The following is a 25804-nucleotide window of genomic DNA, read 5'->3' as shown; positions in this document are numbered from 1 at the left end:
ACTTCAACACACAATGAAATAACGGTTCAACAAATAAAAACAACCGGAATAAATATCTGAATTTTCTATATATTAAAGGGTATTATTCAAACAACCTCGAATAATTGTAATACATATACATAAGGAGGTTGATCTATTTTGTTTCGTTCCTTTACAAATGGTTGCGTCGCCTTAGTGCAGCGCTTCTTGCCAGAACCGTTTATTTTATCATGTTTACTAACTGTTTTCGTTATCTTCTTTGGTATGTTTGCGACTCAACAAACACCTGTAGAAATGATTAATCATTGGGGGAATGGAATTTGGGGACTCCTGGCCTTTTCTATGCAAATGGCACTTGTACTCGTGACTGGATCTGCTTTAGCAAATGCTCCTCTTATTAAAAAAGGATTAACGAAAGCTGCCAGACTACCGAAAACGAATGGACAAGGTATTATTGCCATTTCCATTGTAAGTTTACTTGGTGCATACATAAACTGGGGCTTTGGAATTATTGTATCTGTTTTATACGCAAAGGAAGTAGCAAGACAATTAGAAGGATTAGATTATAGACTAGCAATCGCCTCTTCTTATTCTGGATTCCTCATTTGGCATGCCGGTCTTTCTGCCTCTATCCCTCTTACGTTAGCAACAGGCGGTGAAACGTTAATTAAAACGACTGCTGGAAGTATTAAAGAGGCGATTCCAATAACAGAAACGCTATTCTCACCATACGCTCTCGTTCCAGTTATTATTTTTCTCGTTACGATGCCTCTCATTAATAAAGCGATGCATCCAGATGAAAAACATACGATAACTGTAGATCCTAGCGTGTTCCATGAAGAAGCTGCTGCTCAAGAAGTAGAAAAAAATACATTCGCTGAAAAAATGGAAAATAGCATCATTATTACACTTTGCGTTGGATTGTTAGGTCTCATTTATATTTTCAATTACTTTTATACGAAAGGATTTAATCTTACTCTCGATATCGTGATTTTTATGTTATTAATTGCTGGACTTATTTTCCACCGCACTCCGATTCAGTATATTCGCGCTTTTTCAGACTCTACGAAAAGTGCTTCTGGCATTTTACTTCAATTTCCGTTTTACGCAGGAATTATGGGCATGATGATTGGAGCAAATAGTGAAGGACTTTCACTTGGAGGAGCTATTTCTAATTTCTTTATTAGCATTTCAAATGAAACGACTTTTCCTCTCTTTACATTTTTAAGTGCTGGCATCGTTAATATCTTCGTTCCATCTGGAGGCGGTCAATGGGCCGTGCAAGCACCAATTATGATTCCAGCTGGCGCTGAACTTGGTGTACCTGCTGCAAAAACAGCAATGGCAATTGCATGGGGCGATGCTTGGACGAATTTAATTCAACCTTTCTGGGCATTACCAGCATTAGCGATAGCTGGTTTAGGTGCTCGTGACATTATGGGATTTTGTGTTGTGAACTTACTATATGCAGGTTTTATCATTAGTCTATGCTTCTTATTTATTTAAACGAAAAGCTAGTTTTATACTAGCTTTTTTACATAATAAATCATTTATTTCCCATGCAATTTATAATCTTCTCCCACTCTAACTCCGTAAGATGTAATGACTCAAATGCAAAAAAATCTTCGCAAATTTTTCCGATCAGGTGTGGATGTTCCCTCAAAAAATTCCACTGTAACGCTTTAGGAAGAAAATGCATTTCATATTCTTTACTTCTCCGTACTACCTCATCAACTTCTCTTTCACAAATTCCTCTTATTAAAATAATCATTTCTTAACTCTATTTGAATTTGTTGAAATGTATCGCTGCATTTTTCAATTGAAGTAAACACGTAACATACTTCCGAAAAAGTTCGCCATCATACTGAACACAGTTTATAATACGATCGACTTCATTCATAATGTACGAGCCTTTTCTTCTATTTGTAATAACCATTTTTCACGCTTTGATACTTTACTCGTTTTCACAGATTGAAACACTGACCGTTTTATATCGCGAATGCCACAAAAACGTAAAACACCTCTCTTCATTATAATCCAATCTGCTGATCGATATAACAATGCGACGTACCATAGAGGCGAGTCTAACGTATTAATAACCCACGCTTTTTTCCCTTGCAATAATCCTTTCGGCAGAGCCCCTTCATATTTATAAGCAAATCCAGCTACGAAAATACGATCGATAAATCCTTTTAAAATTGCTGGCATCCCCCACCACCATATTGGATAGATGAATAAAAGTGTATCCGCTTCTTCTACTAACGTTCTGTACCGAGCTGTTTCTTCTTCATTTACTAAATCACGTCTTTTCTTCTCTTCATTAAATACGAGGACTGGATTAAATTGTTCTTTGTATAAATCAAGTACGGTAACTGAATGATTTGTTTCCTGTAGCCCTTTTTGCACATGCTCTAAAATTGCCCCGTTAAAACTTGAAGGATTAGGGTGAGCGTATACAATTAGTACATTCACTACATAACAACTCCCTCTATACGTTAAAGTTTCTCCTTCTTTAATAACTTCTCTACAATTTGTACGTTTTTCGAACTTTGCAACAGTCGATTTAATACAGTAAGTAACTCTTCTTTTTCTAAATCTTTCAGTTTCTCTTTAACTGCACTCTCACCAGCACCTTGAATATCATAAACAACTGCCGCCATATGTTTACAATAATTTTCATAGGGACACTCACAGTTACTTTCTGAAAAATCTTCGAGATCGATAACTACTTCATAATTCCCTGCATTTCCAGTAACGAAAGCAAACACTTTTTTATCTTGTATTTCAACATCTTCTACATGCCCATCTTCATAATATTCATATCCCTTATCTACAATGTACTTTGGGATCCATTTCGTTATATCTTTTAATAAGTAAGCGTACATAATTGTACCCCTTCCTTTAATTCCCTTTTGACTTCAAAAATCCTGCATGTTATTCTAATTACTGTTAAGTAGCAAGTCTACGTGACAAAACGACTGACACCTATTCGGCGAAGGTGTCTCTTTTCATTTGCAGCCGATATGAATTGCCTCTTTCAGGCACATTCAATTTTTGACACTACACACTCAACACCATTCCCTGTATCAGGCTGCTTTAGCAGTCTTTTACTCTACATACTCCGTTATTTTAAGAAAAAAAGAGAGCTTAGCTCCCTTTTCTCGCCTTATACAATACCCCTTTTTCAGCATAGAGATATTCATCAGCTAATGTAATTTTCCCATCCAGTTTTAGTTCGTCTAATAATCTTGATAAATAAAATTGATGCAACATCTTTTTCGTGAATTTTCCTTCATGATGCGAAACGATATGTTCTTGAATATCTAACAATGATATCGGCTTATCTTGCTCTATCATATATTCATAAACTGTACTACGCAGTTTTACGTATTTTTCGAGTGTCACAGTAATGCGCAACCCCTTTCTTCTTAATATAAATTTTCGTAATCGGTTTTTTTGCAATAAAAAAACCTCTCCGATAAGAAGAAGTTACGTATATATCTTCGTCTTATCTCCCAGAACAAATATGTTCTGCTGGAATTAGCACCTGCATCGCGGTTGCTGGGTTTCATCGGGCCAGTCCCTCCACCTCTCTGGATAAGAAAATATTCACTTAATTCTTACTATACGTAATTCCACTTTAATTGTCAAACAAATATAACAAATAATATTTTCTTCTTTACTGTTCATACTATACATATATGAATATGCAAGGAGGATTATGAAATGCATCAAAATGCTCGCGGATATGTACAAGATTCTTTTCAATCATTACAAGAAGCAAAACATTGTTTAGAAGAAGCACTACAGACTGTTGAAAAAGATTTTAATCGCGCTCGTATTGAGCAATCCCTTTATGCGATCGAACAAGCTATTCAACGCTGCGATTACACCGTTCACATTTTAGAACAAGATTGAAAAAACTTCCCATCATAAGGTGGGAAGTTTTTTCAAATGGCATACTTCATAATTATTGCCGTTATGATTAAAAAATATACAGAATTCACAATTTCTAAAATCCCTACTTTTATAATAGAAATTTTTTTGCCATACAATATAATGGCTCGAATGACACTTGGTATAAAAATAAGGGTGCACCACGGATTAATTGCAAATACAATGATTGTTAATAGAATATGATAACCGCAAGATATAAAACGATACTTCGGATTATTTTTCTCACGTATCATCGTTTTCACATAAAACGTACTACCTAAAAAGTATAAGAATGAAATAAGTGCAATGAATAATGCTGTATGATCGATTTGTTTCATTGAAAAATAATAACTAATTAACCCACCAACACAAAACACAATGATCGCACAAATATCATTTAATAGAGCTCTTTCATTTTTTTGACGAGCGTAATACATATTCACTATAAATAATGGAATCATTACTATTACGAATAAAAGAATTCGCCACTCATATAATAAAGAAATCATCCCAAATAGGAACGCGATAGTAAAGTAAACAATGGCAGCATGTAAAAATTCTTTTTTTCTTCTTTGCTTTATGTACGTAAGAAATGGATACGCGGCTAAATAGATAAAGAACCATGCTATAAACAATGGAATATGATAAATAGTAGGTTTTCCAAGTATGACACTTAATAGAAATGGTATAGCAAGCATCGCCCATGCACCATGTTGCTTCGGAATAACTAACTTCATTAACTATACACCTCCCTTTTGAAAATAGTTCTCACCTATTATTATACAAATAATTTTATATAGTAACGGATATATATTGGACTATTTTTTGACAATAAAAAATGCTCCTTACAATATGTAAGAAGCATGAAAGAGGCAAACGAATATGTAAGTCGCGACCCTACCTTATATGAGTATGCTTTTCTATGCTATGTTATGCTTATCTAATATACCGTATTTCTTTTTAAATCTTGTGAGAATCGTAATCCAAGAAGTACTAAATAATAGTAAGAAGACAACATTCGAAATTGCATGGCTCAAATCGAAATAAAAACTTGCGATGTAATACGAAATGACTGTTTCCCACGTTGCCTCTCGTATAAAACCGAGAAGTCCCCAGAAATTCATAATCCAGCCAAATAAAAATCCAACAAACAATCCGTACAGGAGTCTTCCCCATAGCTTTTTCATTAAAAATGTATTACGCAATAATCCAGCTATAAAACCAATCATACCCCATGAAAACATTTGCCACGGCGTCCACGGACCTTGCCCTAAAAAGATGTTAGACACAATCGCTGCTGTTGCACCGATCATAAAACCCGCTTCACTTCCAAACACAATTGCAGAAACGATAATAACAAAAGAAGTTGGTTGTACACTCGGTAAAATAGAAAATGGTACGCGGCTAACTGCTGCAATTGCCGCTAATACAGCAACGAGAACAATTTCACGTGAAACAAACGCCTTCCTTTCAAAACGGATATAGAAAGGTAACATAATAACAACTAATAAAAACAAACTACTTAACATGTAATAACCGTCCATAATAAGTGTAGTAAAGAGTAATGTGCCTATTATTACTGCAAAAATACATATTATGAATGCAACATATCGTTTGGACACGCTTCGTACACATCCTCCCACGTTAATGCATATGGTAATTCTTTTCGAATGAATCGATTAATAGATGTTGTATAAAAGAAGTTACCACTAAAAAATTCTTTCGGTGCATCATTCATAATAACTGCTCCATCAAATAACATCATACATTGATCCACGTATTTCGCTGCAAACTCAATATCATGCGTTGCCATTACAATTGTTGTACCTTCTTTTTGTAGCTTCCTAAATAGCTCTCCTACTCTTTCTTTCTTCCACGGATCTAGCCCCTTTGTCGGTTCATCCAGTAATAATAAAGTTGGCTTTGATAATAATGTCGTACATAACGCAAGTAATTGTTGCTCTCCTCCGCTACAATCGTGCGGATGGCGTTCTTTAAGCGAGTACAACCAAAACTGTTTTAGCGTATCTTCTGCTATTTCTTTTCCTTGTTCTCCGTATAATTCACGTGCACGTTCATACACCTCATCCCACACTGTATCAAATGTAAAATGATAATATGGATGCTGCGATACATACCCAATACTTTTAAATCGTTCTTTCGAATCAATTTTATGTATCACTTTCCCATTCCACTTTACTTTCCCTCTTCTCACTTTTTGCAATCCAGCTAAAAGCGTTAACAGTGTAGACTTCCCTGTCCCATTCTTTCCAACGAGAGCTACCCATTTTCCTTTTTCAATCGATACAGTTAAATCTCGTAAAATAAGCGGACTATTTTTTTCATATTGAAACGAAATATGCTCGGCACTTAAAATGACTTCTTGCTTTTCACTTTGTGCTATTGGCTCATTTACATATGATATCGCTGAAAAATCATTCATTTTCATTTGTGCTTCTCGCACTGTAAACGGAATATCTTTCGCATTCCACTCTAAAAACAATCTTGGAATTTGCGGAATAAATGGACGGAACTTTTCTACTTCCCACATGTTCGCTACAACCGCTTTCGGACTACCGTCATACGCGATTCGGCCGTTATTCATACAAATCACGCGCGTTGCAAGTGGTATCACTTCATCTAAACGATGTTCACTTAAAACAATCGTAATTCCAAGTTCTTCATTAATCCGTTTTAATAATCCTAAAAACTCTTTTGCAGCAATTGGATCTAATTGTGCTGTCGGTTCATCTAATAATAATAACTTTGGCTGCATAACTAATACCGCAGCTAAATTAACAAGTTGCTTTTGTCCGCCAGATAACGTATGAACAGATTGGTGCAATAAATCTTGAAATCCTAAGAAGCTAATGAGCTCTGCTATTCGTTTTTGAATAATATGTGATGGTAACCCAATATTTTCTAAAGAAAATGCTAATTCTTGAATAACTGTATCCATTACGAGTTGATTTTCTGGATTTTGAAATACCATACCAATTTCTTGAGCAGATAACAAATCAGGTATATTTTCTAATAAAGTACCATCATAATATGTATCCCCAGAACGCGTACCAATTGGAAGTAACTCCTTTTTAAAATGTTTTAATAAAGTCGTCTTCCCAGATCCCGATCCTCCAGCAAGTGCAATAAACTCACCTTTTTGAACAGAAAGAGAAATATGCTGTAACGCATATTCGTTTTCATCAGCATATACAAATGATAAATTGTTTATTTCTGCATGCGCCACCATATCCATTCTCTCCCTTCCATTATGATTGGTAAACTAATAAACATCGTAAATACGACAAACATCATCCCGTCGTATTGTTGAAATAGAATCGATTCGACTTTCGGATAAATAATTAATTTCCCTCCGCCATAATTACTACATATAATAGCAGCTATAAATAGAATGATTAAATAACTGAGCGTATACCAGTCACGCCTTTCCATTCTATAGCGAATATACGTCGTACGCTTCGTTACACCAAATCCACGAGCTTGCATAGAATCTGCCGTTTGCAGTGCATCTTCTAATGAACAAATTAATAATACTTGCAGCAATTGCATACCATTTTTGACGCGTTCAATTATCGAACCTGAATCTACCTGCACACCTTTCGTCTTTTGAACGAGTGTGATTTTCTTTAATCGCCTTATAAACAAAGGAACAAATCTCACTGTAATCATCGTTAACAATGCAACTTTCGGTGAAATTCTTGAAAACAAATATAAAAATTTATGACTGGAAATAATATCATTGTATGACGCAAACGTAAACATAACTGCAACTAGTAATAACCCCATTACTATTCCAAACATAATCGCCTCAAGCTTAATACGGCTATCACCTAACCAAAATAACGTAGTTCGACCTCTATGCGTTAATAACGAATTAAATAAAATTACCATAAAGAAGAAAACAATTGTGCTCGGTAGCATCTTTCTTATCTTTTCGCTATTTCCTTGCATCACATTTAACATAATAATTAATACTATTGCTCCAATTAAAAAAAGAGGATGAAGACACATCATACATAGTATCATCACCCCGATATAATAGAAAAAATTCACAAAAGGATGTAAAGAAGAAAAACTTATTTTCATAGCCCTTTACCGAATGCCTTTCTTATTGTAATACGTATACCCACTCAATTGTATCTCCTGGTTTTACCGTAGCTACACCAGCACTATGGTTTGGAAAAGCACCGTTCACACGATATTTCCATCCACTAGTATCCGCAATATCTTTTTCATATAAATCATTAATACCTTTTACATAAATACTATCTCTAGATCCGCTTGCATCAACATCTAATCCTGTACGTTGTAATACTTTATACACAGTATCGCCATCTTGTACATCCATCTTTTTCGCACCCATTATATATCCGTTATTTCCTTTTACCGAGATTGTTACTTGTTTTGCTTTAGGTACTGGTGGTACTGGTGGTGGCACTGGGTTTGGTGGTGGTACCGGTGTTGGTGGAGCTGGTACACTATTGTTCTCTTCTGGCTTTTTCTTTTGCTCCTGCTTCGGTGTTTCTTTCGGCTGATTCACAACCTTTGCTTCTTCTTTTACTTCTGGTGCTTTCGGTTGTTGTTTCTCTTCTTGTACTTGTTGCTGCTCTGGTTGCTTATTTACAGCAGGTTGCTCTTTCGGTTGTTCCTGTTGTTTCTCTTCTTTCTTTACCTCTGGTTGTGCCTGCGGCTTTTCCTCTTTCGGCTTCTCTTCTACTTTTTGTTCTTGTTTCTCTTTCTGTTCTTCTTGCTGCTTTTGCTCTGATTCAGCTTGCTTTTCTTCTGTTTTTTCTTCCGGCTTCGCTTCATTTTTTTGTTCTTCTTGTTTCGCTACCTCTTCTTGCTTCGGTTCTACCTTCTTCTCAGGCTTTACAGCTGCCTCTTCACATCCGGCAAGTAGCCCGAGCGAAAGCAGTAAAGAAATGAACCATTTCACCTTACTCATCCTATATCTCACCTTTCATACGAAAATTAGGAGCAAATAATTGCTCCTAATTTTTTGTTAAGCTGCTTTACGTCTCCATAATACATATGCAGAAGCAATACATAATACACCCATACCTACTTCTGTTGCTGCACTATGAGAAGATGCTCCTGTTTTTGGTAGACTGTTACCGTTTCCGATTTTTTTATTCTTAACCGATTCGTTATCTACAACTACTTTTAGATTTTCATCTTTTGTTTCTTGTTGTACTTGTTTTTGTTCTTTCGGTTCTTCAGTAACTTCTTTTTCTACTACATTATTTTCTGGTTCAACGACCTTTTCTGGCTCTTCAATCGGTTTTGGCTTAATTACATCACCAGCGTCTACATTAGACCAATCATAAATAGATTTTCCCATTTCCTTAAATTGAAGTAATGCTAAAAGAGCCTGTTCTGTAGCCATTCCGTTACCATTTTGATCACTTGGTAACCATTTAAATTCACCATTTGAAAGTTGATATGATAATAGGTTTTGCATTGCCTTATGAAGACGATTTTGATCTACATCTTTAACAAGCGATAATCCAATAATTGCTTGCGCAGTACTATTTGAATTTTCTTGTCCATCAGCTGAAAAACCGCCATTTTGCAGCTGTTCGTTATATAAATACGCAACAGCTTTTTGTATAGCTGGTTTCACATCTGATCGCTCTTGATAAGGAGCTAATGCTGATAAAACCATACCTGTTACATCAACGCTACTAGCACTATCTTTACTACCTGAACTATTATAAGTCCATCCACCGTCTGAATGCTGATTATTTAACAGTGCTTCCACTAGAGCAACTCTGTTCCATTTTGATTCAACTGGAATCTCATACTTCTTCGTATCAAATGCAAGTAAAGCAAATGCATAACCTGTAACAGAATTCACTTTATCTGACTCATACAATTTTTGAACTAAATTATGTCCACCTACATTTTTAGGGTCTGCACTCATTGCATTCATCATTATAATCGTTCTAGCTAAATCTGTCGCTGAAAAACGATTAATGCGCTTTTCTACTTTTTCAGTTACTGACTTAACATAATTTAATTTTGCCTCAATTGGCACATTCTTTCCAGAACGAGAAAGCGCTACAGCTACCCAATCACTTTCGATTCCATCTTGTAACATCTTGTCAGATGTTTTTGAGATTGCTTCCTCTAATTGCTTCGCTGGAATTTGAACATTCTCTTGCTTTGGTTGTTCTGGTTTTTTACCATTTTCACCTTCTGGTTTTGGATCAACTTTCGGTTTACCATTTTCACCTTCCGGTTTTGGCTCGACTGTCGGTTTACCATTTTCACCTTCCGGTTTTGGCTCGACTGTCGGTTTGCCATTTTCACCTTCCGGTTTTGGCTCGACTGTCGGCTTACCATTTTCACCTTCTGGTTTTGGCTCGACTGTCGGTTTACCATTTTCGCCTTCTGGTTTTGGTTCTTCTGTTTTACACGTTCCGAACTTATCTAACGTTTCTTTCAATGTTTCCTGGCTTATATTGCTCCAGTCTGAAACAAAACGAAAGACAACAACGTCTCCAGATTTTAATTTATAACTATCTGCTCCGACTTCTGCAGACTGATCATTTACATCATACAGCCAAGCACTTGTAGCCCCGGCCATTAAACCATCGATGCCTTTTACATATGTTCCAAACGACATCGTTTCAGATTCTACCTTGTCCCCCATGACCCTTTGCAGCAAACTTAAAGCTGTTTCCCCATCTTTAATTTGCTCTTCTTTCGGACATAACATAATGCCTTTTTGTGATTCCCCAATAATTGCAAGTTTTGCTGTATTTCCTTCAGCAAACGTAATATGTACTGTATTCGCAAAAGAAACAAATACAAGTGTCACTGCCATTAACGACGTAAGCAGCCATTTTTTCAACATTGCCATCCCAAAATTTCCTCCCTTACTACCATTTACACAAAAAAAGGCCCTTCAAGGGCGTGCGATTGACACTCTCTTTTTGTAAGTGTCGAACAAAAATGTACAACACCTCCTACCCGCATCATTCGCGGCTATATTTGTATAGGAAAAATAATTTTGTTTATGAACGTATCATTGTGATAACATTCACTTTTCTTGGCACAACTTACTCCCATTTAAGTTATCGTAAAACGATAAACCTATACATTCTGTAAATTTTAAATTTCTGTATTATTTTACTATTGACAAAGAATTTTGTCCATGCTTTATCGGATTTATTTTCTAAGAATAATAACTTATTAACTCTTAACTATGTAAACTCTTTTCACTAATAATGACGCCATCTTCATCCGCATAGACATATTCATTTGGATTCCATTCTACTTGTCCAAAGTGCAATGAAATATTTCGTTCTCCTTTTCCTTCTTTCACACTTCTATTTGGCATCGTTCCTAACGCTAAAATACCAATATTAATATTCTTTAGTTCACTAGAATCACGAACATACCCATTCACAATAATTCCTGCTAGCTTTCTTTCTTCCGCAATAGCTGCCAAATTATCACCGAGTAAAGCACAATTCGTAGACGCTCCGCCATCAACAACTAATACTGTTCCTTCTGGTAATGTTTGCAATCCTTCCTTCACTAGTACATTATCATCTTTCACTTTTACAGTTGCAATTTTCCCGTGGAATTGTTCTTTCTTCCCAAAAGACCGAAAAGACTGGCGACATATTTGTAATTCCTTTTCAAATTCATCACATAGATCAGTAGTTTTCCACATCTTGTTCCCTCTTTTCCTTTTTCTTTCTACATAACATATTCTTGGCTTATTATCGTTTCCCTGTCTAATATTGCAATAATTTGTATGTACGGGAAAGGATACAAAAACTATTGCCTTAAGAAGCTAGCTTTATTATAATCTATTTCACAGATTAAATTCAGAATATTAAAAATTAACCAAGTGAAGAAGGAGGGATTTTATGCAAATACAAACTGAGGCAAAAAAACAACCTAGTAAACCAAAGTTTAAAATGCCTGATGCGTACGTACTACTATTTTTTATTGCCTTACTTTGCGCCATTGCTACGTACTTCGTTCCTGCTGGAGAATTTAAAAGGGTTACAAACGGGACCGTTACAACGACAATACCAGGTAGCTACCATTCTGTTCCGCAATCACCCGTAGGATTTGTTTCTTTTTTTACCGCTATTGAAAAAGGAATGACACTTGCTGCTCCTATTATCTTTCTAATTTTATTTACAGGTGGAGCCATTGCAATTCTTGAAAAAACAGGTGCTCTTGACGGTTTAATCTATCATGTTATTAACAAATTTCGTAATCAGCAATTACTTTTCATTTGTATAGTTGCTGCGCTTTTTTCTATTCTTGGAACGACTGGTATTATCGTTAACTCAGTTATCGGTTTTATCCCCATCGGCATCATCGTTGCACGCACGTTAAAATGGGACGCTATCGTCGGTGTAGCAATTATTTATTTAGGTACTTATGCTGGTTTTAATGCTACTATTTTATCTCCCTCACCTTTAGGCATTTCACAAAAGATCGCAGAACTTCCGATGTTTTCCGGGATTGGTTTACGCACCGCAATCTATATATCTTTTTTACTTGCCACTATCCTTTATATAAATTGGTATGTAAAACGCTTGAAAAAATCAAATAAAGGAAGCATCCTTGGCGACAACTGGTTTCCTAGTAACGCTCTTTCAAGCGAAAAAGAAACAGAGAAAAAAGAAGTCCCTTGGACGATACGTCATAAATTAATTTTACTCGTTTCAGCTTTATCATTAATTGCATTTTTAATAGGCGCTTTTCGTCTACATTGGACGGACGCAGAAATGACCGCTACTTTTATTTTCATTGCAATTACAGCAGGAATAATAGGTGGCATGAAAGCAAACGATATCGCATCCACTTTTCTAACTGGCTGCCAAAATCTTATCTACGGTGCTTTAATCGTCGGAATGGCTCGCTGTATTTCAGTCATTTTAGAACAAGGCAAATTACTTGATACAATCGTTAACCAACTCGCACAAGCTCTCGAAGGACAAAGCCCTGTATTTGGTGTTATCGGCATGTATGTGAGTAGTGCCGCATTACATTTCCTCATTTCATCCGGGACAGGAGAATCGGTTATTTTCATTCCGATATTAGCTTCATTAGCTGATTTCATGCACATTACACGCCAAGTTACAGTACAAGCTGTTATGCTTGGAGAAGGTGTAGTAAACTGCTTAAATCCAACTTCTGGTGTTTTAATGGGCGTTCTCGCAGCGAGCGGGATTTCTTATGGAAAATGGATTCGTTTCATGGCTCCACTTGCACTCATTTGGTTTATCATTGGACTTGTTTTTCTTATTGTTGGGGTGAATATTGAGTGGGGACCTTACTAAATACTTAACTAGATAAATAAGTACTATCGTTCCATATAAATATCTATTCTATTTCCCTCACTAGTCCTATTAAAATCATTTATTCTAGTAAAAATATAAGAAGGGATTGATCATAATGATCAATCCCTTTTATCAAACTATAATACCTTTAAAAATCTTAGTTCCAGATTTTATTTACCCATTCAGGATGATCAATAAAAGGATTGCGGTTATGTTGATATTTTGTAAAAATCACTTCATTACGCTTTCGCTCTAAATCATCGACCGGGTCTTGTTCATTCCATTTTAATAAGACAGATAGTTTCCCCATGTATGGATCTTTATTGTTATTCACTTTTTCATTTAGTTCTAAATCTATTTCGCCGTTGTCTCCCTCGTAACGAACAGCCATATAAAACAGCATTCTAGCGATATCTCCTTTTACACTATCACGAGGTTCCCAAGAATCACTATCATATTTACACTCTGTCGCTTCAGAATGATTCACACCACCATTATCAAAATCTAGATTTCCACGTGAACTATTTACAGATACATCCGTCGCTCTTAAATGATGTAGATCTGTTCCAGGTCCTGCAGTCGTTCCAAAGTCACCGTGAGATTTTGCCCAAACATGCTCTCGGTTCCAGTTATTTACTCCTGATCCATTCGTAAGCTTCCCTTGCGAACGACCAGTATATAAGAGTATCACATTATTTTTATTATTTGGATCTTCATCAGTATCTCTTAGTGCTTCCCAAACCGCACTGTATGATAACTTTGTATGATTATCAATAATATTATGCAGTTCCTTCTTTAATTCTAACCCCGTTTTTCCTATTGCATTATTATAATATGTATCGTCATAACTTTTTACAATAATCTCTTGTGCTGATGCAGGAGCTACTTCACCGTGTATAGTATCTGTGAATGATAGAGATGCAGAACCTAAAATAAAAAATGAAGATAGTGTAACCATAGCAATCTTTGTATTTCGAAACTTCATATACCCATTCCCCTTTAAAATATAATTTGAAGCTACTAACTAAAAAATGCTTTCTCCCCCCAAAACTTTTAGAAACCCATACCCACCCTTTTCTTTTTATTTAATACAAAACTCTATTGAGTTTATATCATTTCCAAACTTTTTGTTTATCTACTTTCCAAACAATTTTACTTTTCACAAGAAATATCCTTCTCCCGTAAAGATTATTAAAATATTCTTTACAATTAAAAAGTAGTTTAATATTAACTTATAAATTTAAATTTATTTATGCAATAATGCATATTTGATAAATACTTAAAAAAAACAGTTTGAATAAAAAGCATTCAAAGAAAACCGTGCAACAAAACAGATACGGTCTAAGACAGAAATAATAAAAATCAAGATGATAGTTCGACTTTTCCTTTTTCCATAACTGTCTTTATTTTTGTGTAAAGCCCTTCTTCCTCTGAAGAATAAGTACAAAAATAGATTGGATACCATATAGGCACCAATCTATTTTAATTAAAGAAACTGTGTTAATTCTGCGTTCACAACACGTTGTGCAGTAATGATAACACTTTCAGCTGTTAGCCCATAAACACTATATAGTCCACCAGGTTGATTAGGAACAATTTGAACTTCATATTCAAGTGCTTGTCCAAAAGCAGGATGAACTAAACTTAGAGTTGTAATAGTAGAAGCATTAGAATTCACATTAAAGTTTACCTGTTCAATTAATACTATTGAACCGTCAAGTCTAAAAACTCTAGCTACTCCAGTAAGTGGGCCAGCAGTACGGTTAAGGATCTTCACCCTAACTCTATTTGCATTAGCAGGTTGATTACCTACGTTTTCAATTGGGCCTGTAGTAAGAGCCATATAACATCACCTCCATTATATTATTATGATATTCAATCATACACATTAATGTTATAATCTAATTACCCAATTTATTTAAAATAAAAAAATGTTCGTTTTTATTGCGATAATTAATAAAAACGAACATTTTATAATGAATGAATTCGTAAAAAATAAATTCATATACTAAACTAAATCAATCTACAACAACCGTTTTTTTACAGACAATTACTCTTCCTTCCAACTTCCTCACTTTCGCCTAATATTGAGCCGAAAATCTTTCTACCCGCATGTTGCGAGATAAAATGCGTATCCATCCAATTCACAATTATTTCTTCCAGCTCTGGATGAAGGGACTTTCTCGCTCCTTTTTCATAATTCTTTTTAAAATCTAAAGCTTTGAACTCCCCCTCAAAACTTTTTAAACTATGATCCATATCTTTGATTACATGTACTGCAGAATCACCCTTCACATAATCACCGATCCGCTTCGCTCTTTCAGGGTCAGCCTGAATATCTTTATCACCAGCAATAGCTAGTACTGGACATGTTACTTGTTGTAAGTCTTTATAGATGTCATGCTGAAAATGCTCTCTAAACCACTTTGCATTCATCGGTTTAAAACCAACTTTAATCGTATCTTTTTCTGTGTTCATCATTTTCTCTTTTATTTTTTCCATCTGCTTTTCTCCACGTTTCTCCACATTGAGAAGACGCATTAGTTTTCCTTTTATTCCTTTCTGCTCTTTTAGTTCTTTATATGCAATTTCTCTTTGTCTTTTCATAGCCTCTTCTAATGATTCCGCAGCCCCTGTAAGAAGGATAAGCCCATTAACTGGTCTTCTTGCATTTACTACTGTTGCCAACATACATCCTTCACTATGACCAGCTAAAATGATATTTTCTGGATCAACAAATGGCTGTTCTTTTAAATACGTAATCGTAGACTCTATATCACTAACTAAATCCCACATTCCAGTCTTCATGATATCTCCGTCACTCTTTCCTACTCCGCGCTTATCAAAGCGGAGCGTCACTACCCCAAGCCTCGCCAATACATGTGCTAAATCTTTATATATGTTCGACTCAAGCTTTAGCGGTACTATCGTTCCATCACGATCAATCTCTCCAGATCCAGCGATAATGACAACCGCTGCATACTTCCCGTCGGCTTTCGGTTTAGTAATCGTACCTAGCAAAGTTAATTCCCTCTTTATCGCTACTTCATATTCGTCAAAGGTCATTATATGAACCCTCCTTTTATTCAGTTATATCTAATTTGAATTTCAAACTCGCTATTATATTTTTGTACTCTCTTACATCTTTCATCGGAGCGAAAACTGGATTCTCTGCAATACTTTGTAACATACTTCGCTTTATAATCTCTTCATTTCTAACTGTTTTAGCACCAAGTGGAAACTCTGCAAACCATCCATCAATCGCATCAAAATAGGAATCTCCATGTAAATGTAGACTATTTACTGTAAAGCTCGCCGCACAAACCGCTGCATATTTCCGTAACATTTCTAATGCTCTTTCAAAATTCCCTTGCATACAATATACTTGTGCAGCAGCATAGTATACTTTTAAAGTCATATTGGGATGTAATGTTTCTATTTCATATATATCTATTAACATGAAAGCTCTATTTAAAATTACCTCTACTTTTTCAGCGCTTGAGGCATTTACTACTACATAATTCGGTATTGTCGCAACAAGTTGTATTAAATGTTGGTACATACTAATTTGCATTATTTCATTCGCTTTTTCAGTATTTCCAAGCATTTGATACGCCTGTGCGATTAAATCTTCCGCTGGGACGTTAGGACGTATCGTTTCGCCAAGTAATTGAAGCACCTCATTCGGTCTATTGAGTATAAGATAGCAAGTTGCTTGAAACGATACCGCCTCTTTCACAAGAGAAACATCGCCACTTTCTTCCTGTACCCTGCTAAAGAGATGCATTGCCTCTTCTAACATTTCAATTCTTTTATCCGTATCCTCCGTTAACATATGGTGATTAATAAAAAGTAGTCCCATTTGAAGTAATAATGGAAAACAAGAATAATATTTTTTGATTATTCCTCTGCACTCTATCATCACTTCATCAAACGGTTTTTCACTAAAAGCTTCTGCGAGTCTATGATATAAATTTTTAATATCTTCCTGTTTCATTTGCGGTGTATAACTAATTAGTTCATCTATACTAATGTTAAAGTATGATGCTAACAGTGGTAAAAATGTTATATCTGGATAACTCTGTCCCGTCTCCCATTTGGAAACAGATGCCTTCGTAATACCGATATACGCCGCTAACTCTTCCTGCGTAATTCCCTTTTCTTTTCTCTTATTCGCAATGATTTTATGAATATGAATCTCTCTCACTGTATCACCTCATACTTTTATTATATGTTTTATATTTCACACAAAATATGGATTTAAATTCGACTTTCATTTACAAAATCAACTGTTAGGAAACATCTGTCTAAAATCAAAGGCAGGAACATATTTGATATATTCCTGCCTTTTTAATGTTGGTACCGCTACATAGCCATCTAGCTAAGATTTTGAAGTGCTTCAAAATCAAACATTTCATCTCATCACAGTTTTCTATGGGAATCCAGTGAACAGCTTATTTACATAATTTTCGATATTGGAAGTAAATTCAAGTTGTTTTTAAAGTAGGTATACCTAGTAGAAATTGTTGAATTGTGCCCGTTTATTAAAGTTTAATTTTCATTATACTTTTTGTACTGAGTCCAGTGCTTTTTTTAATTCGTCTGATTTTTGAGTGCCGATTACTACTGTGTTATATTGCAACTTTAACTCTATACCTTTATTTCCATTCATGTTATAGGCTTTTTCATTCTTAAGATTAAAACGAATTCCCCATCCTCCAAATCGTTTTATAGGACTGTAAGTAATGCATTCATAATGATGTATATCTTTGAAAAGGTACTGCTTATATTGAAAATGAAAAGGAACAAAGCGGACATAAAGACCTTTTTCACGGACCTCAATGATCAGTTTCAATACTCCAAGCATTAATACAGGAAAGGCAATCCCGAAAAACAACCATATAACAATTAATACACCATTAGGAGCTGGTTTATCTCCAAACGGGATATCAAGAATAATTTGTTGAATAAATCCATACCACATCAGCATGGCGATCCCTAATATGAGTATCCATACCCAAATTGGGGATCGCTGAACCTCACGTAAGATAACTTGCTCTTGTTGTTTCATTAATGATTATCACCTCCTAAATGGTTTATTTTTTCTCACTCATTTTAAGCCGTTTTGCACTTCCGAAAAATGCGCTCCCAATTATGAATATAACGGAAGAAAGATACATTGTTATCCCTGAGTATTTATTATCAAAAATTGTGAAATTAAGTAAATTAATGAACATCATCAATATAAGTGATATGTACAATCCATTAATATATTTCATTTATCCCCCCCCTTTACTTTTTTTGAAAACCCCTATGTGATAAATAGTGGTTTCTAAAGGTATTATTCAGAATGCCCTTTTCCCTATTTTACCATTTCAGAGAGTTGATATGTTGTTTGTTTTCGGTTGAATACTGTATACATAGTCGGTTAACATAACGTTTTATTACGTAAATAAAAAGGATAATCCGCCCTCATAATGGACTAATTATCCTATAAATCTTTATCTAAATTTAATAAAACTAGAATTTCTTTTCCTATGTATGTTTACTTCGTTACCTCACCAAACTGCGCTCTCGTCACTTTCGCTAAGTCATCCACTTTAAGCTCAATTTGGATACCGATTTTCCCGCCGCTTACAATGATCGTTTCAAGCGATTGGGCGCTTTCATCGATACATGTAGAAAACAACTTTTTCATTCCGACTGGTGAACAACCGCCGCGAATATATCCTGATACTTTCGTAATATCTTTTACGGGAATCATTTCAATTTTCTTTTCACTTACTGCTTTTGCGGCAGCTTTTAAATTTAATTCCTCATCTACTGGAATAATAAAGACATGATAATTTTTACTATTTCCTTGAGCAATTAACGTTTTATATACTTCTCTCACTTCTCGTCCAATTTTCTCGGCTACTGATACGCCATCAATTTTCCCATCATCTGGATCATATGACATCATCGAATATTCAATTTTTTCTTTATCTAATATTCGCATCGCATTTGTTTTATCTTTTTTCATAGTGATCTCCTTAAAAGGTTATTTCATATTATTAAGTTTTATTATACACCCTTTTCCATTTCTCCTACATAACTTCACGTATATTTCAAAACTAAAAATATTGATAATTCAAAAATCATCTGATATAATTTTGAAAAACTTATGTTAAGGAGAGATTTCTAATGCAAAATTTTAATACGTCTTTCCAACTTCATCATCATACGTAACGCCGTGTATCCGAAGAAAAATTTTTCTTCGTGGGTACAGGGCTTTTCCTGTTTACCCACGAAGCGTTCATAAAGCTATGTGGGTATTTTTATACCTGCATAGCTTTTTTTAATTTAAAAAGGAGTGATTATGATGGAAATGAAAAATGTAAAGGGAACGAAAGACTATTTACCAGAAGAACAAGTGCTGCGAAATAAAATTAAAAGAGCGTGCGAAGACACGTTTGAACGATACGGATGTAAACCGTTAGAAACTCCGACGTTAAATATGTATGAGCTTATGTCATACAAGTACGGCGGTGGCGATGAAATATTAAAAGAAATATATACGCTTCAAGATCAAGGAAAACGCGAACTTGCCTTACGTTACGATTTGACAATTCCATTCGCAAAAGTTGTGGCAATGAATCCGAACATCCGCCTTCCTTTTAAACGGTATGAAATCGGGAAAGTGTTTCGAGATGGGCCAATTAAACAAGGAAGATTTCGTGAATTTATACAATGCGACGTTGATATTGTCGGTGTTGAGTCTGTCATGGCAGAAGCTGAACTTATGAGCATGGCGTTTGAACTGTTCCGAACGTTAAACTTAGAAATAACGATCCAATATAACAACCGAAAATTATTAAACGGTATTCTCGAGTCTATTAACATCCCTACTGAGTTAACGAGTGACGTCATTTTATCATTAGATAAAATCGAAAAGATTGGGATTGATGGTGTACGAAAAGATGTATTAGAGCGCGGCATTTCTGAAGAAATGGCTGATACAATATGTAATACTGTATTATCTTGTCTAAAGCTTACAATTGTTGACTTTAAAGAAGCTTTCAATAACCAACTCGTTGCCGATGGAGTAAACGAATTGCAACAATTACAGCAATATTTAATCGCTCTTGGAATAAATGAAAATACGATATTCAATCCGTTTTTAGCAAGAGGACTCACAATGTATACAGGGACTGTATATGAAATCTTCCTAAAAGATGGCTCAATTACATCTAGCATAGGTAGTGGCGGCCGTTACGATAACATTATCGGAGCATTCCGTGGTGATAATGTGAACTATCCAACAGTCGGTATTTCATTCGGTTTAGACGTTATTTATACAGCACTATCACAGAAAGAAACGATATCATCTACAGCGGATGTATTTATCATCCCGCTTGGGACAGAATTACAATGCTTACAACTTGCCCAGCAATTACGTTCTACCACTTCCTTAAAAGTCGAACTTGAACTAGCAGGACGCAAATTAAAACGTGCCCTTAATTATGCCAATAAAGAGAATATCCCTTATGTGCTTATTATTGGGGAAGAAGAACTTAGTACAGAAACAGCTATGCTGCGGAATATGAAGGAAGGTAGTGAGGTGAAGGTTTCGCTTTCTTCTTTAAGTAATTATTTATAATACGAACCACCCTCGTTTGGGTGGTTTTTTTATTTTATAGATACCAATAATTAGTTTACATAAAATAATTATAATCCACTCAAAACTACAAATACACAATATCCAATTACCTATTATTTTTGGTAATATATAGATGTAAATTATATTAGGAGGATTAACTTTGAAAACCTACATCCAAGCACTAAAGTGGACTACAGGGATCTCTCATCTTTTATTACTTCCTTGTTATTATTTATTTCCAAGTCTTGTTAACCTAGATGGATTACCTTTACTACTATTGATTGCTTTACATATCACTACTATTTTATTAGCTAAAAAAGCAGGGATGAATACGTACGCTCATTATATAGGTATTATCGTTACTCTAGTTGCCTTCTTTCCTTATATAGAAATCCTTCTACATATTATAGCAGCCATTTTTCTTTTATTAGATGCTGTTTCTATGAATGCAAAAGAAGTGTATGATTCATAGATGGATAAAATGAAACTTTAATCCATAGAGTTTTGAGATAGGTCGGCAAAAAGGATTTACTTTTTAAGTAAACCTTTTTTCATTTTTAATTACTTTCCTTACTCAAGACTAATAAAAGAATATTCTGTTTAATTTTACAATTTTCTAAATATTTATAATACATTCAAATTAACATACATTTTAGTTATGTAAAAAATCTAAGTTTTAAGGAGATGAATCCATGCTGAAAAAGTTGGTAGCAGGTGCATTATTAACTGTTTCGTCGTTAACTGGAGGAGTGGGATTAGTATCAGCTAGTACCGAAAAAGATTATACGATTTCCTCTTTCGAATATGTAACTGTAGATGAAAAAACTGTTGATTCGTTTAACAAATTGAGTGCTCCATTAAAGGAAGACGTAAAAATAACGTTAGTTCTACCGAAACAAAATCAAAATGGAGACTGGTTATCTTATGGATTTTCGAGCAAAGAAAGTTTAGAGTCTTTTATTGAAAAAGATAAACAAAGGTTGAATAATTCAATCACTCCCCTTGGTGTTGGAGGAAGCGGACCTGGTAGTACAGACTTCTATAAACGCACAAATCAAGGTAGCGAGTATTTTTCTGTAAGTAGCGGTTATAAAAACTTGTCTGCTAGTTGGCAAAATCAAATTGTTTCTGTACGTACAGCATCCCCTACTGCTAGCTATTCAACAACGCTATGGGAACGTACTTCAACTGAAGGATATGGAAAAGGTGTTGTTTTTAAACATGCTGATTGGTATGGTCAAATTGCAAACTTAAATAACTTTCCAACTTCAGCAGTTGAAGTTAAAAAGTAAAAATATAGAAATAAAAGGTGTTTTCACGTATGGAAACACCTTTTATTTCTACAACTATTTCACATATCTCGTCTATACCAATTTCAACTCTTAATTATTATCTTTCGTATTCCTACTCTCCAAAACCTTCTCCATATTATGAGTTGCCCATTCCATCATTAATAGAATCACTGGACGTAGTGATTCACCAAGCTCAGTTAATGAATATTCTACTTTTGGCGGCACTTCACGGTATACTTCGCGATGTATGATGCCATCTGCTTCAAGTTCTCTCAGCTGCAGTGTTAACATTCTTTGTGTGATATTTGGTTTTAATCTTTTTAATTCATTAAACCGCTTTGTACCATCTAATAAATGATACAAAATTACCCCTTTCCATTTCCCTCCAATCACCTCAACCATAGCTTCAACTGGACAAGAATATTTATTTAAAAATGGGTAATTTATATTATTTTCGTTTGGACAATCCATAATAAATCCCTTCCCTTAACATTAGTATCTTTTTTGATACTATACCACATAAATGTGCGTACTTGTATCTATGTTACTTTAAAAATATAATTTACTTACAAAAATAAATTCATGAAAAGAGGAACTTTTATGACAAATATAAATCAAATTACAAAAGAAAAAATTATGGAGGCTTTTCATTTCAGACATGCATGTAAAGAATTCGATCCTATGCACAAAATTTCAGAAGAGGATTTCAAATTCATTTTAGAAACAGGCAGATTATCTCCTTCTTCTTTTGGATATGAGCCTTGGAAATTTATTGTCGTACAAAATAAAGAATTAAGAGAAAAACTACAACCGTATTCATGGGGCGCTGGTGGGCAACTTGCAACAGCTAGTCATTTTGTTATTGTTCTTTCAAGAAACATTAAAGATATGCACTATGATGCAGAGTATATTAAATATATGATGAACGATATTATTGGATTGCCTGAAGACACTCAAAAAATTAGATATGAATTCTTCAAAAAGTTCCAGGAATCAGATTTTAACTTATTACAATCCGATCGTGCTGTATTTGATTGGGCATCTAAACAAACTTATATCGCTTTAGGTAATATGATGACGAGCGCAGCTCAAATCGGTATTGATTCTTGTCCAATAGAAGGGTTTGATAAAGAGGAAGTAGATTCTTTACTTCGTCAAGAAGGCATTATACAAGGCGATAATCTTGAAGTATCAGTTATGGTTGCCTTTGGTTACCGTAAAGAAGAGCCAAAGCGTGACAAAACAAGACAGACTATGGATACAATTGTTGAATGGATTAAGTAATATAGCACAGACAAATAATGCTCCTAATAGCTGTATACTCATACTAAAAAAGAATCAGTTGTTTTCTTACGTATGAATTTGGTTTTTCATGGAAAGATATGTTAGTATGTATACAGTTTGAGTGCTCTATTTTTAGAGTCGAACAGGAGGAGAATGAATATGTCTGATATTGAAGTTGGCGAAGTGTTTACTCTTAGTGATGAGAATAACGAAGAGCAAGAAGTAGAAGTACTTGGAGCGATGGATGTCGAAGGTGCAGAGTATATTGCAGTTGCCTTTGTTGAAGATATCCAAACAGAAACTGAGGAAGACATTGATATTTTCTTTTTAAAAGTAGAAGAAGATAATGAGTTTTCATACATTGAAAATGATGAAGAGTTTGATAAAGTATCTGCTGCTTTTGATAAGATTTTAGATGAACAAGAACAAGAGTAAACACGAGGGGGATGCATATCCACCCTCTTTTTTTTATTCATCACTCATTCAGTGATTTATGCAGTAACTCCAGTACATCTTTCATCGCAAAAGGTCCATCTTTTTTAACATGCTCCGCAAATTCTGAAACGAGACGTAATGTTCTCACACTTTCGATTGGATGTTCTCCTGATGCACTTTCAGCTGAAAGCATAACTGCATTCGTCCCGTCCAGTACAGCTTGAAACACATCAGTCACCTCTGCTCTTGTTGGAATAGAATGATCTACCATAGATTGAAGCATTTGTGTTGCTGTAATGACATATGTATTCGTTCGATTACATTCCTGAATCATCATTTTCTGTAAAAGCGGAATGCATTGATAAGGTAACTCTACTCCTAAATCGCCCCTTGCAATCATAATTCCATCTGCTTCTTTACATATATCTTGAAAATTCTCGATTGCTTCCATCGTTTCTATTTTTGCAATTACATTAGGTGAAGTTTCTTTATACTGTTGTATAAAATCTCGTATTTCTTTTATATGACTAGGTTTTCTTACGAAAGAACATGCGATAAAATCAACATTCTCTTCTAAAAGAAACTGAATATCTTTTTTATCTTTCTCTGTAATAGCTGGTAAACGAACAACCGCACCTGGTAAATTAACTCCTTTATGAGATGAGATATTGCCACCTGTTTTAACCTTTGTTTCTATTTTGTCCGTACTTATCTTTTCAACAATTAATTCAACTTCTCCATCATTAATCAAAATTCTACTGTCTATTTTCACATCATTCGCAATTCCTTCATAATCAACACTTGCTTCTGTATTACTCCCTGTAACTGGTTTTGTATGTAAAATAAAAGAATCTCCTGCCTGAAGTGTAATTTGCTCTCCCTTCACTTCACCTAATCTTATTTTAGGTCCTTGTACATCACCCAAAAATTTAATAGAGTCATCTAATGATTTCACTAAACGAATGATGTCTTTATGACTTTCATGCGTGCCATGCGATAAATTCAGTCGAACAATTTTCATACCATTCTTTATTAACTGTGCTAACGTTTCTTTATTATTACTTGCGGGTCCAATTGTACAAATTCGATCGATTGTCATTTTTGTCACCATCCTTTTTTTAATAAGTTTCCCATATGAACTTAAAAATAACAGAGATAATGACATGAATAGATTTAAATTTACACGAATTTCATAAAGTTAAACCTGTATCCCTTGCTGGCTAAGCATTAGAAGATATATTCGCTTTTTTGCAAATGAAGACATGTTGAATCGAAAGTAAAAGAAAAGTTAAGTATGGGATAAACCATTGAGAGTTTCGAAATTTTCATATATTGTATGAATTGAGTTCGAACTCAAAAATTTAAAAAAGGTGGGAAAATTAGTGAATTTGAAAAAATCTTTATCGGTGACAACTTTAGGGTTAGCGGTTTTAGGTTTTGGTTTTACTAATAACGCAAGTGCTTCAGAGGTCGATACTGTAGACAAGCAGCCGGTTTTAGTTGACTTTGATACAATTCAATCAACAAAAACATCTAGTGTTCCTAGTTTGACTGTTGCAGCTGCACCTAAGAATGACTCTAACATTAGCGTATATACTCCCTTTTTTGATAACCCATATGCAGTTGCTAAATCGAAATCAACTACGACCGAAGACTATGTTTATGCAAAAGCAAGAACTTTCAATGGCGATGGCTCATTAGTAAATACGAAAAGTAATAGTGCAAAAAAATCATCCTTTGTCAGTGCTACAGCGACCAACACAAGCGTTTATTATGGAGATGATTACGCTATCGGTAATCATACCTATAAATTAAGTGGTTATAATGATGTGAATCACGAAACAAAAGCCTTCTGGTAAGAAAGAGAAAAAAGATATGCATCTTGCATATCTTTTTTCTCTAAT

The 25804-nt window shown here is 34.8% G+C and carries 28 protein-coding genes, 1 pseudogene and 1 riboswitch; of the genes and pseudogenes, 9 read left to right on the top strand and 20 right to left on the bottom strand.

Translation table 11 applies throughout. The features are described 5' to 3' along the window. The first annotated feature begins 138 nt into the window (after positions 1–138). Positions 139–1485, top strand: coding sequence for a short-chain fatty acid transporter (locus tag ACTJJY_RS17090; RefSeq protein WP_440606091.1), 1347 nt, complete (start codon positions 139–141; stop codon positions 1483–1485). A 40-nt stretch (positions 1486–1525) separates the two neighbouring features. Here the strand turns inward: ACTJJY_RS17090 and ACTJJY_RS17085 are convergent. The 4 genes and pseudogenes from ACTJJY_RS17085 to ACTJJY_RS17070 form a co-directional block, all read right to left on the bottom strand. After that, positions 1526–1879 (bottom strand): annotated as a pseudogene (locus tag ACTJJY_RS17085) (group-specific protein). Beyond that, positions 1876–2451 carry an NAD(P)H-dependent oxidoreductase gene (locus tag ACTJJY_RS17080; RefSeq protein WP_440606090.1) on the bottom strand — a complete coding sequence of 192 codons (576 nt, stop codon included), beginning with the start codon at positions 2449–2451 and terminating at the stop codon, positions 1876–1878. Before ACTJJY_RS17080 ends, ACTJJY_RS17085 begins: the two are co-directional and overlap by 4 nt. A 23-nt stretch (positions 2452–2474) precedes the next feature. After that, a complete protein-coding gene (locus ACTJJY_RS17075) occupies positions 2475–2864 on the bottom strand; it encodes an SWIM zinc finger family protein (RefSeq protein ID WP_440606089.1) in 390 nt (129 codons plus the stop codon). Positions 2865–3126: 262 nt separating this feature from the next. Beyond that, complete coding sequence (locus ACTJJY_RS17070; protein WP_000171476.1) at positions 3127–3384, bottom strand: hypothetical protein; 258 nt, start codon at positions 3382–3384, stop codon at positions 3127–3129. A gap of 100 nt (positions 3385–3484) precedes the next feature. Continuing rightward, a riboswitch (SAM riboswitch) is annotated at positions 3485–3583 on the bottom strand. Between the two features lie 122 nt (positions 3584–3705). Between ACTJJY_RS17070 and ACTJJY_RS17065 the strand changes: the two genes are divergently transcribed. Beyond that, complete coding sequence (locus ACTJJY_RS17065) at positions 3706–3897, top strand: hypothetical protein (protein WP_000554029.1); 192 nt, start codon at positions 3706–3708, stop codon at positions 3895–3897. A 32-nt stretch (positions 3898–3929) separates the two neighbouring features. On the opposite strand, the gene ACTJJY_RS17060 is transcribed toward ACTJJY_RS17065, so the two are convergent. The 7 genes from ACTJJY_RS17060 to rraA all read right to left on the bottom strand — a co-directional run bounded on the left by ACTJJY_RS17060 (position 3930) and on the right by rraA (position 11620). Continuing rightward, complete coding sequence (locus ACTJJY_RS17060) at positions 3930–4652, bottom strand: YwiC-like family protein (RefSeq protein ID WP_440606088.1); 723 nt, start codon at positions 4650–4652, stop codon at positions 3930–3932. A gap of 183 nt (positions 4653–4835) precedes the next feature. Then, positions 4836–5537: an ECF transporter S component gene (locus tag ACTJJY_RS17055; protein WP_023522507.1), complete on the bottom strand. Its 702-nt coding sequence runs from the start codon at positions 5535–5537 to the stop codon at positions 4836–4838. Next, a complete protein-coding gene (locus ACTJJY_RS17050) occupies positions 5510–7171 on the bottom strand; it encodes an ABC transporter ATP-binding protein (RefSeq protein WP_440606087.1) in 1662 nt (553 codons plus the stop codon). Before ACTJJY_RS17050 ends, ACTJJY_RS17055 begins: the two co-directional genes overlap by 28 nt. Continuing rightward, a complete protein-coding gene (locus tag ACTJJY_RS17045; protein ID WP_002101120.1) occupies positions 7144–8022 on the bottom strand; it encodes an energy-coupling factor transporter transmembrane component T in 879 nt (292 codons plus the stop codon). Before ACTJJY_RS17045 ends, ACTJJY_RS17050 begins: the two co-directional genes overlap by 28 nt. Positions 8023–8044: 22 nt before the next feature. Beyond that, complete coding sequence (locus tag ACTJJY_RS17040) at positions 8045–8881, bottom strand: DUF4430 domain-containing protein (RefSeq protein ID WP_440606086.1); 837 nt, start codon at positions 8879–8881, stop codon at positions 8045–8047. A 57-nt stretch (positions 8882–8938) separates the two neighbouring features. After that, positions 8939–10801 (bottom strand): DUF4430 domain-containing protein, encoded by a 1863-nt coding sequence (locus ACTJJY_RS17035; RefSeq protein ID WP_440606085.1) that lies wholly within the window; start codon positions 10799–10801, stop codon positions 8939–8941. A gap of 339 nt (positions 10802–11140) precedes the next feature. After that, positions 11141–11620 (bottom strand): ribonuclease E activity regulator RraA, encoded by a 480-nt coding sequence (rraA, locus tag ACTJJY_RS17030; RefSeq protein ID WP_029442832.1) that lies wholly within the window; start codon positions 11618–11620, stop codon positions 11141–11143. Between the two features lie 199 nt (positions 11621–11819). On the opposite strand from rraA, the gene ACTJJY_RS17025 reads away from it, so the two are divergent. Then, the gene (locus tag ACTJJY_RS17025; protein WP_440606084.1) at positions 11820–13250 is read left to right on the top strand and encodes a YfcC family protein; all 1431 of its coding nucleotides are present in this window, start codon (positions 11820–11822) and stop codon (positions 13248–13250) included. Positions 13251–13407: 157 nt separating this feature from the next. On the opposite strand, the gene ACTJJY_RS17020 is transcribed toward ACTJJY_RS17025, so the two are convergent. The 7 genes from ACTJJY_RS17020 to ybaK all read right to left on the bottom strand — a co-directional run bounded on the left by ACTJJY_RS17020 (position 13408) and on the right by ybaK (position 19272). Beyond that, entirely contained in the window at positions 13408–14235 is an 828-nt protein-coding gene (locus ACTJJY_RS17020; protein ID WP_016512554.1) for an endonuclease I family protein, read from the bottom strand. Between the two features lie 501 nt (positions 14236–14736). Further along, positions 14737–15093 (bottom strand): ATPase, encoded by a 357-nt coding sequence (locus ACTJJY_RS17015; protein ID WP_440606083.1) that lies wholly within the window; start codon positions 15091–15093, stop codon positions 14737–14739. Positions 15094–15290: 197 nt separating this feature from the next. Then, a complete protein-coding gene (locus ACTJJY_RS17010) occupies positions 15291–16316 on the bottom strand; it encodes an alpha/beta hydrolase family protein (RefSeq protein WP_440606082.1) in 1026 nt (341 codons plus the stop codon). A gap of 16 nt (positions 16317–16332) precedes the next feature. After that, positions 16333–17457 carry a helix-turn-helix domain-containing protein gene (locus ACTJJY_RS17005; protein WP_440606081.1) on the bottom strand — a complete coding sequence of 375 codons (1125 nt, stop codon included), beginning with the start codon at positions 17455–17457 and terminating at the stop codon, positions 16333–16335. A 354-nt stretch (positions 17458–17811) separates the two neighbouring features. Then, positions 17812–18321 (bottom strand): DUF6141 family protein, encoded by a 510-nt coding sequence (locus ACTJJY_RS17000; RefSeq protein ID WP_440606080.1) that lies wholly within the window; start codon positions 18319–18321, stop codon positions 17812–17814. 25 nt (positions 18322–18346) lie between these two features. After that, positions 18347–18529 carry a hypothetical protein gene (locus ACTJJY_RS16995; protein WP_000875162.1) on the bottom strand — a complete coding sequence of 61 codons (183 nt, stop codon included), beginning with the start codon at positions 18527–18529 and terminating at the stop codon, positions 18347–18349. A 266-nt stretch (positions 18530–18795) separates the two neighbouring features. Beyond that, the gene (gene ybaK / locus ACTJJY_RS16990; protein WP_098313891.1) at positions 18796–19272 is read right to left on the bottom strand and encodes a Cys-tRNA(Pro) deacylase; all 477 of its coding nucleotides are present in this window, start codon (positions 19270–19272) and stop codon (positions 18796–18798) included. A 339-nt stretch (positions 19273–19611) separates the two neighbouring features. Between ybaK and ACTJJY_RS16985 the strand changes: the two genes are divergently transcribed. From ACTJJY_RS16985 to ACTJJY_RS16975, 3 genes are all read left to right on the top strand, one after another. Further along, on the top strand, positions 19612–20889 hold the full coding sequence (locus ACTJJY_RS16985) for a histidine--tRNA ligase (protein ID WP_440606079.1): 1278 nt from the start codon (positions 19612–19614) through the stop codon (positions 20887–20889). Positions 20890–21049: 160 nt separating this feature from the next. Beyond that, on the top strand, positions 21050–21361 hold the full coding sequence (locus ACTJJY_RS16980) for a hypothetical protein (protein ID WP_440606078.1): 312 nt from the start codon (positions 21050–21052) through the stop codon (positions 21359–21361). A gap of 220 nt (positions 21362–21581) precedes the next feature. Then, positions 21582–22181, top strand: a complete 600-nt coding sequence (locus tag ACTJJY_RS16975) for a hypothetical protein (RefSeq protein ID WP_440606077.1) — start codon at positions 21582–21584, stop codon at positions 22179–22181. Between the two features lie 90 nt (positions 22182–22271). Here ACTJJY_RS16975 and ACTJJY_RS16970 read toward each other — a convergent pair whose 3' ends face one another. Further along, a complete protein-coding gene (locus ACTJJY_RS16970; RefSeq protein ID WP_069355954.1) occupies positions 22272–22652 on the bottom strand; it encodes a winged helix-turn-helix transcriptional regulator in 381 nt (126 codons plus the stop codon). Positions 22653–22781: 129 nt separating this feature from the next. On the opposite strand from ACTJJY_RS16970, the gene ACTJJY_RS16965 reads away from it, so the two are divergent. Continuing rightward, complete coding sequence (locus ACTJJY_RS16965) at positions 22782–23465, top strand: NAD(P)H-dependent oxidoreductase (protein WP_440606076.1); 684 nt, start codon at positions 22782–22784, stop codon at positions 23463–23465. Between the two features lie 153 nt (positions 23466–23618). Next, the gene (locus tag ACTJJY_RS16960) at positions 23619–23900 is read left to right on the top strand and encodes a DUF1292 domain-containing protein (RefSeq protein ID WP_025118598.1); all 282 of its coding nucleotides are present in this window, start codon (positions 23619–23621) and stop codon (positions 23898–23900) included. Positions 23901–23940: 40 nt separating this feature from the next. Here the strand turns inward: ACTJJY_RS16960 and ACTJJY_RS16955 are convergent, their stop codons facing one another. Continuing rightward, a complete protein-coding gene (locus ACTJJY_RS16955) occupies positions 23941–24999 on the bottom strand; it encodes a pyruvate kinase (protein ID WP_440606075.1) in 1059 nt (352 codons plus the stop codon). Between the two features lie 283 nt (positions 25000–25282). Here ACTJJY_RS16955 and ACTJJY_RS16950 point away from each other — a divergent pair, with 283 nt between their 5' ends. Then, on the top strand, positions 25283–25759 hold the full coding sequence (locus tag ACTJJY_RS16950; RefSeq protein WP_440606074.1) for a XoxI protein: 477 nt from the start codon (positions 25283–25285) through the stop codon (positions 25757–25759). Positions 25760–25804 lie beyond the last annotated feature (45 nt).

It is taken from the genome of Bacillus sp. 22475 (genome assembly GCF_052044835.1).
Lineage (GTDB): Bacteria > Bacillota > Bacilli > Bacillales > Bacillaceae_G > Bacillus_A > Bacillus_A cereus.
Note: the sequence above shows the minus strand (reverse complement) of the source record. Positions and strands in the feature narration are given on the sequence as shown.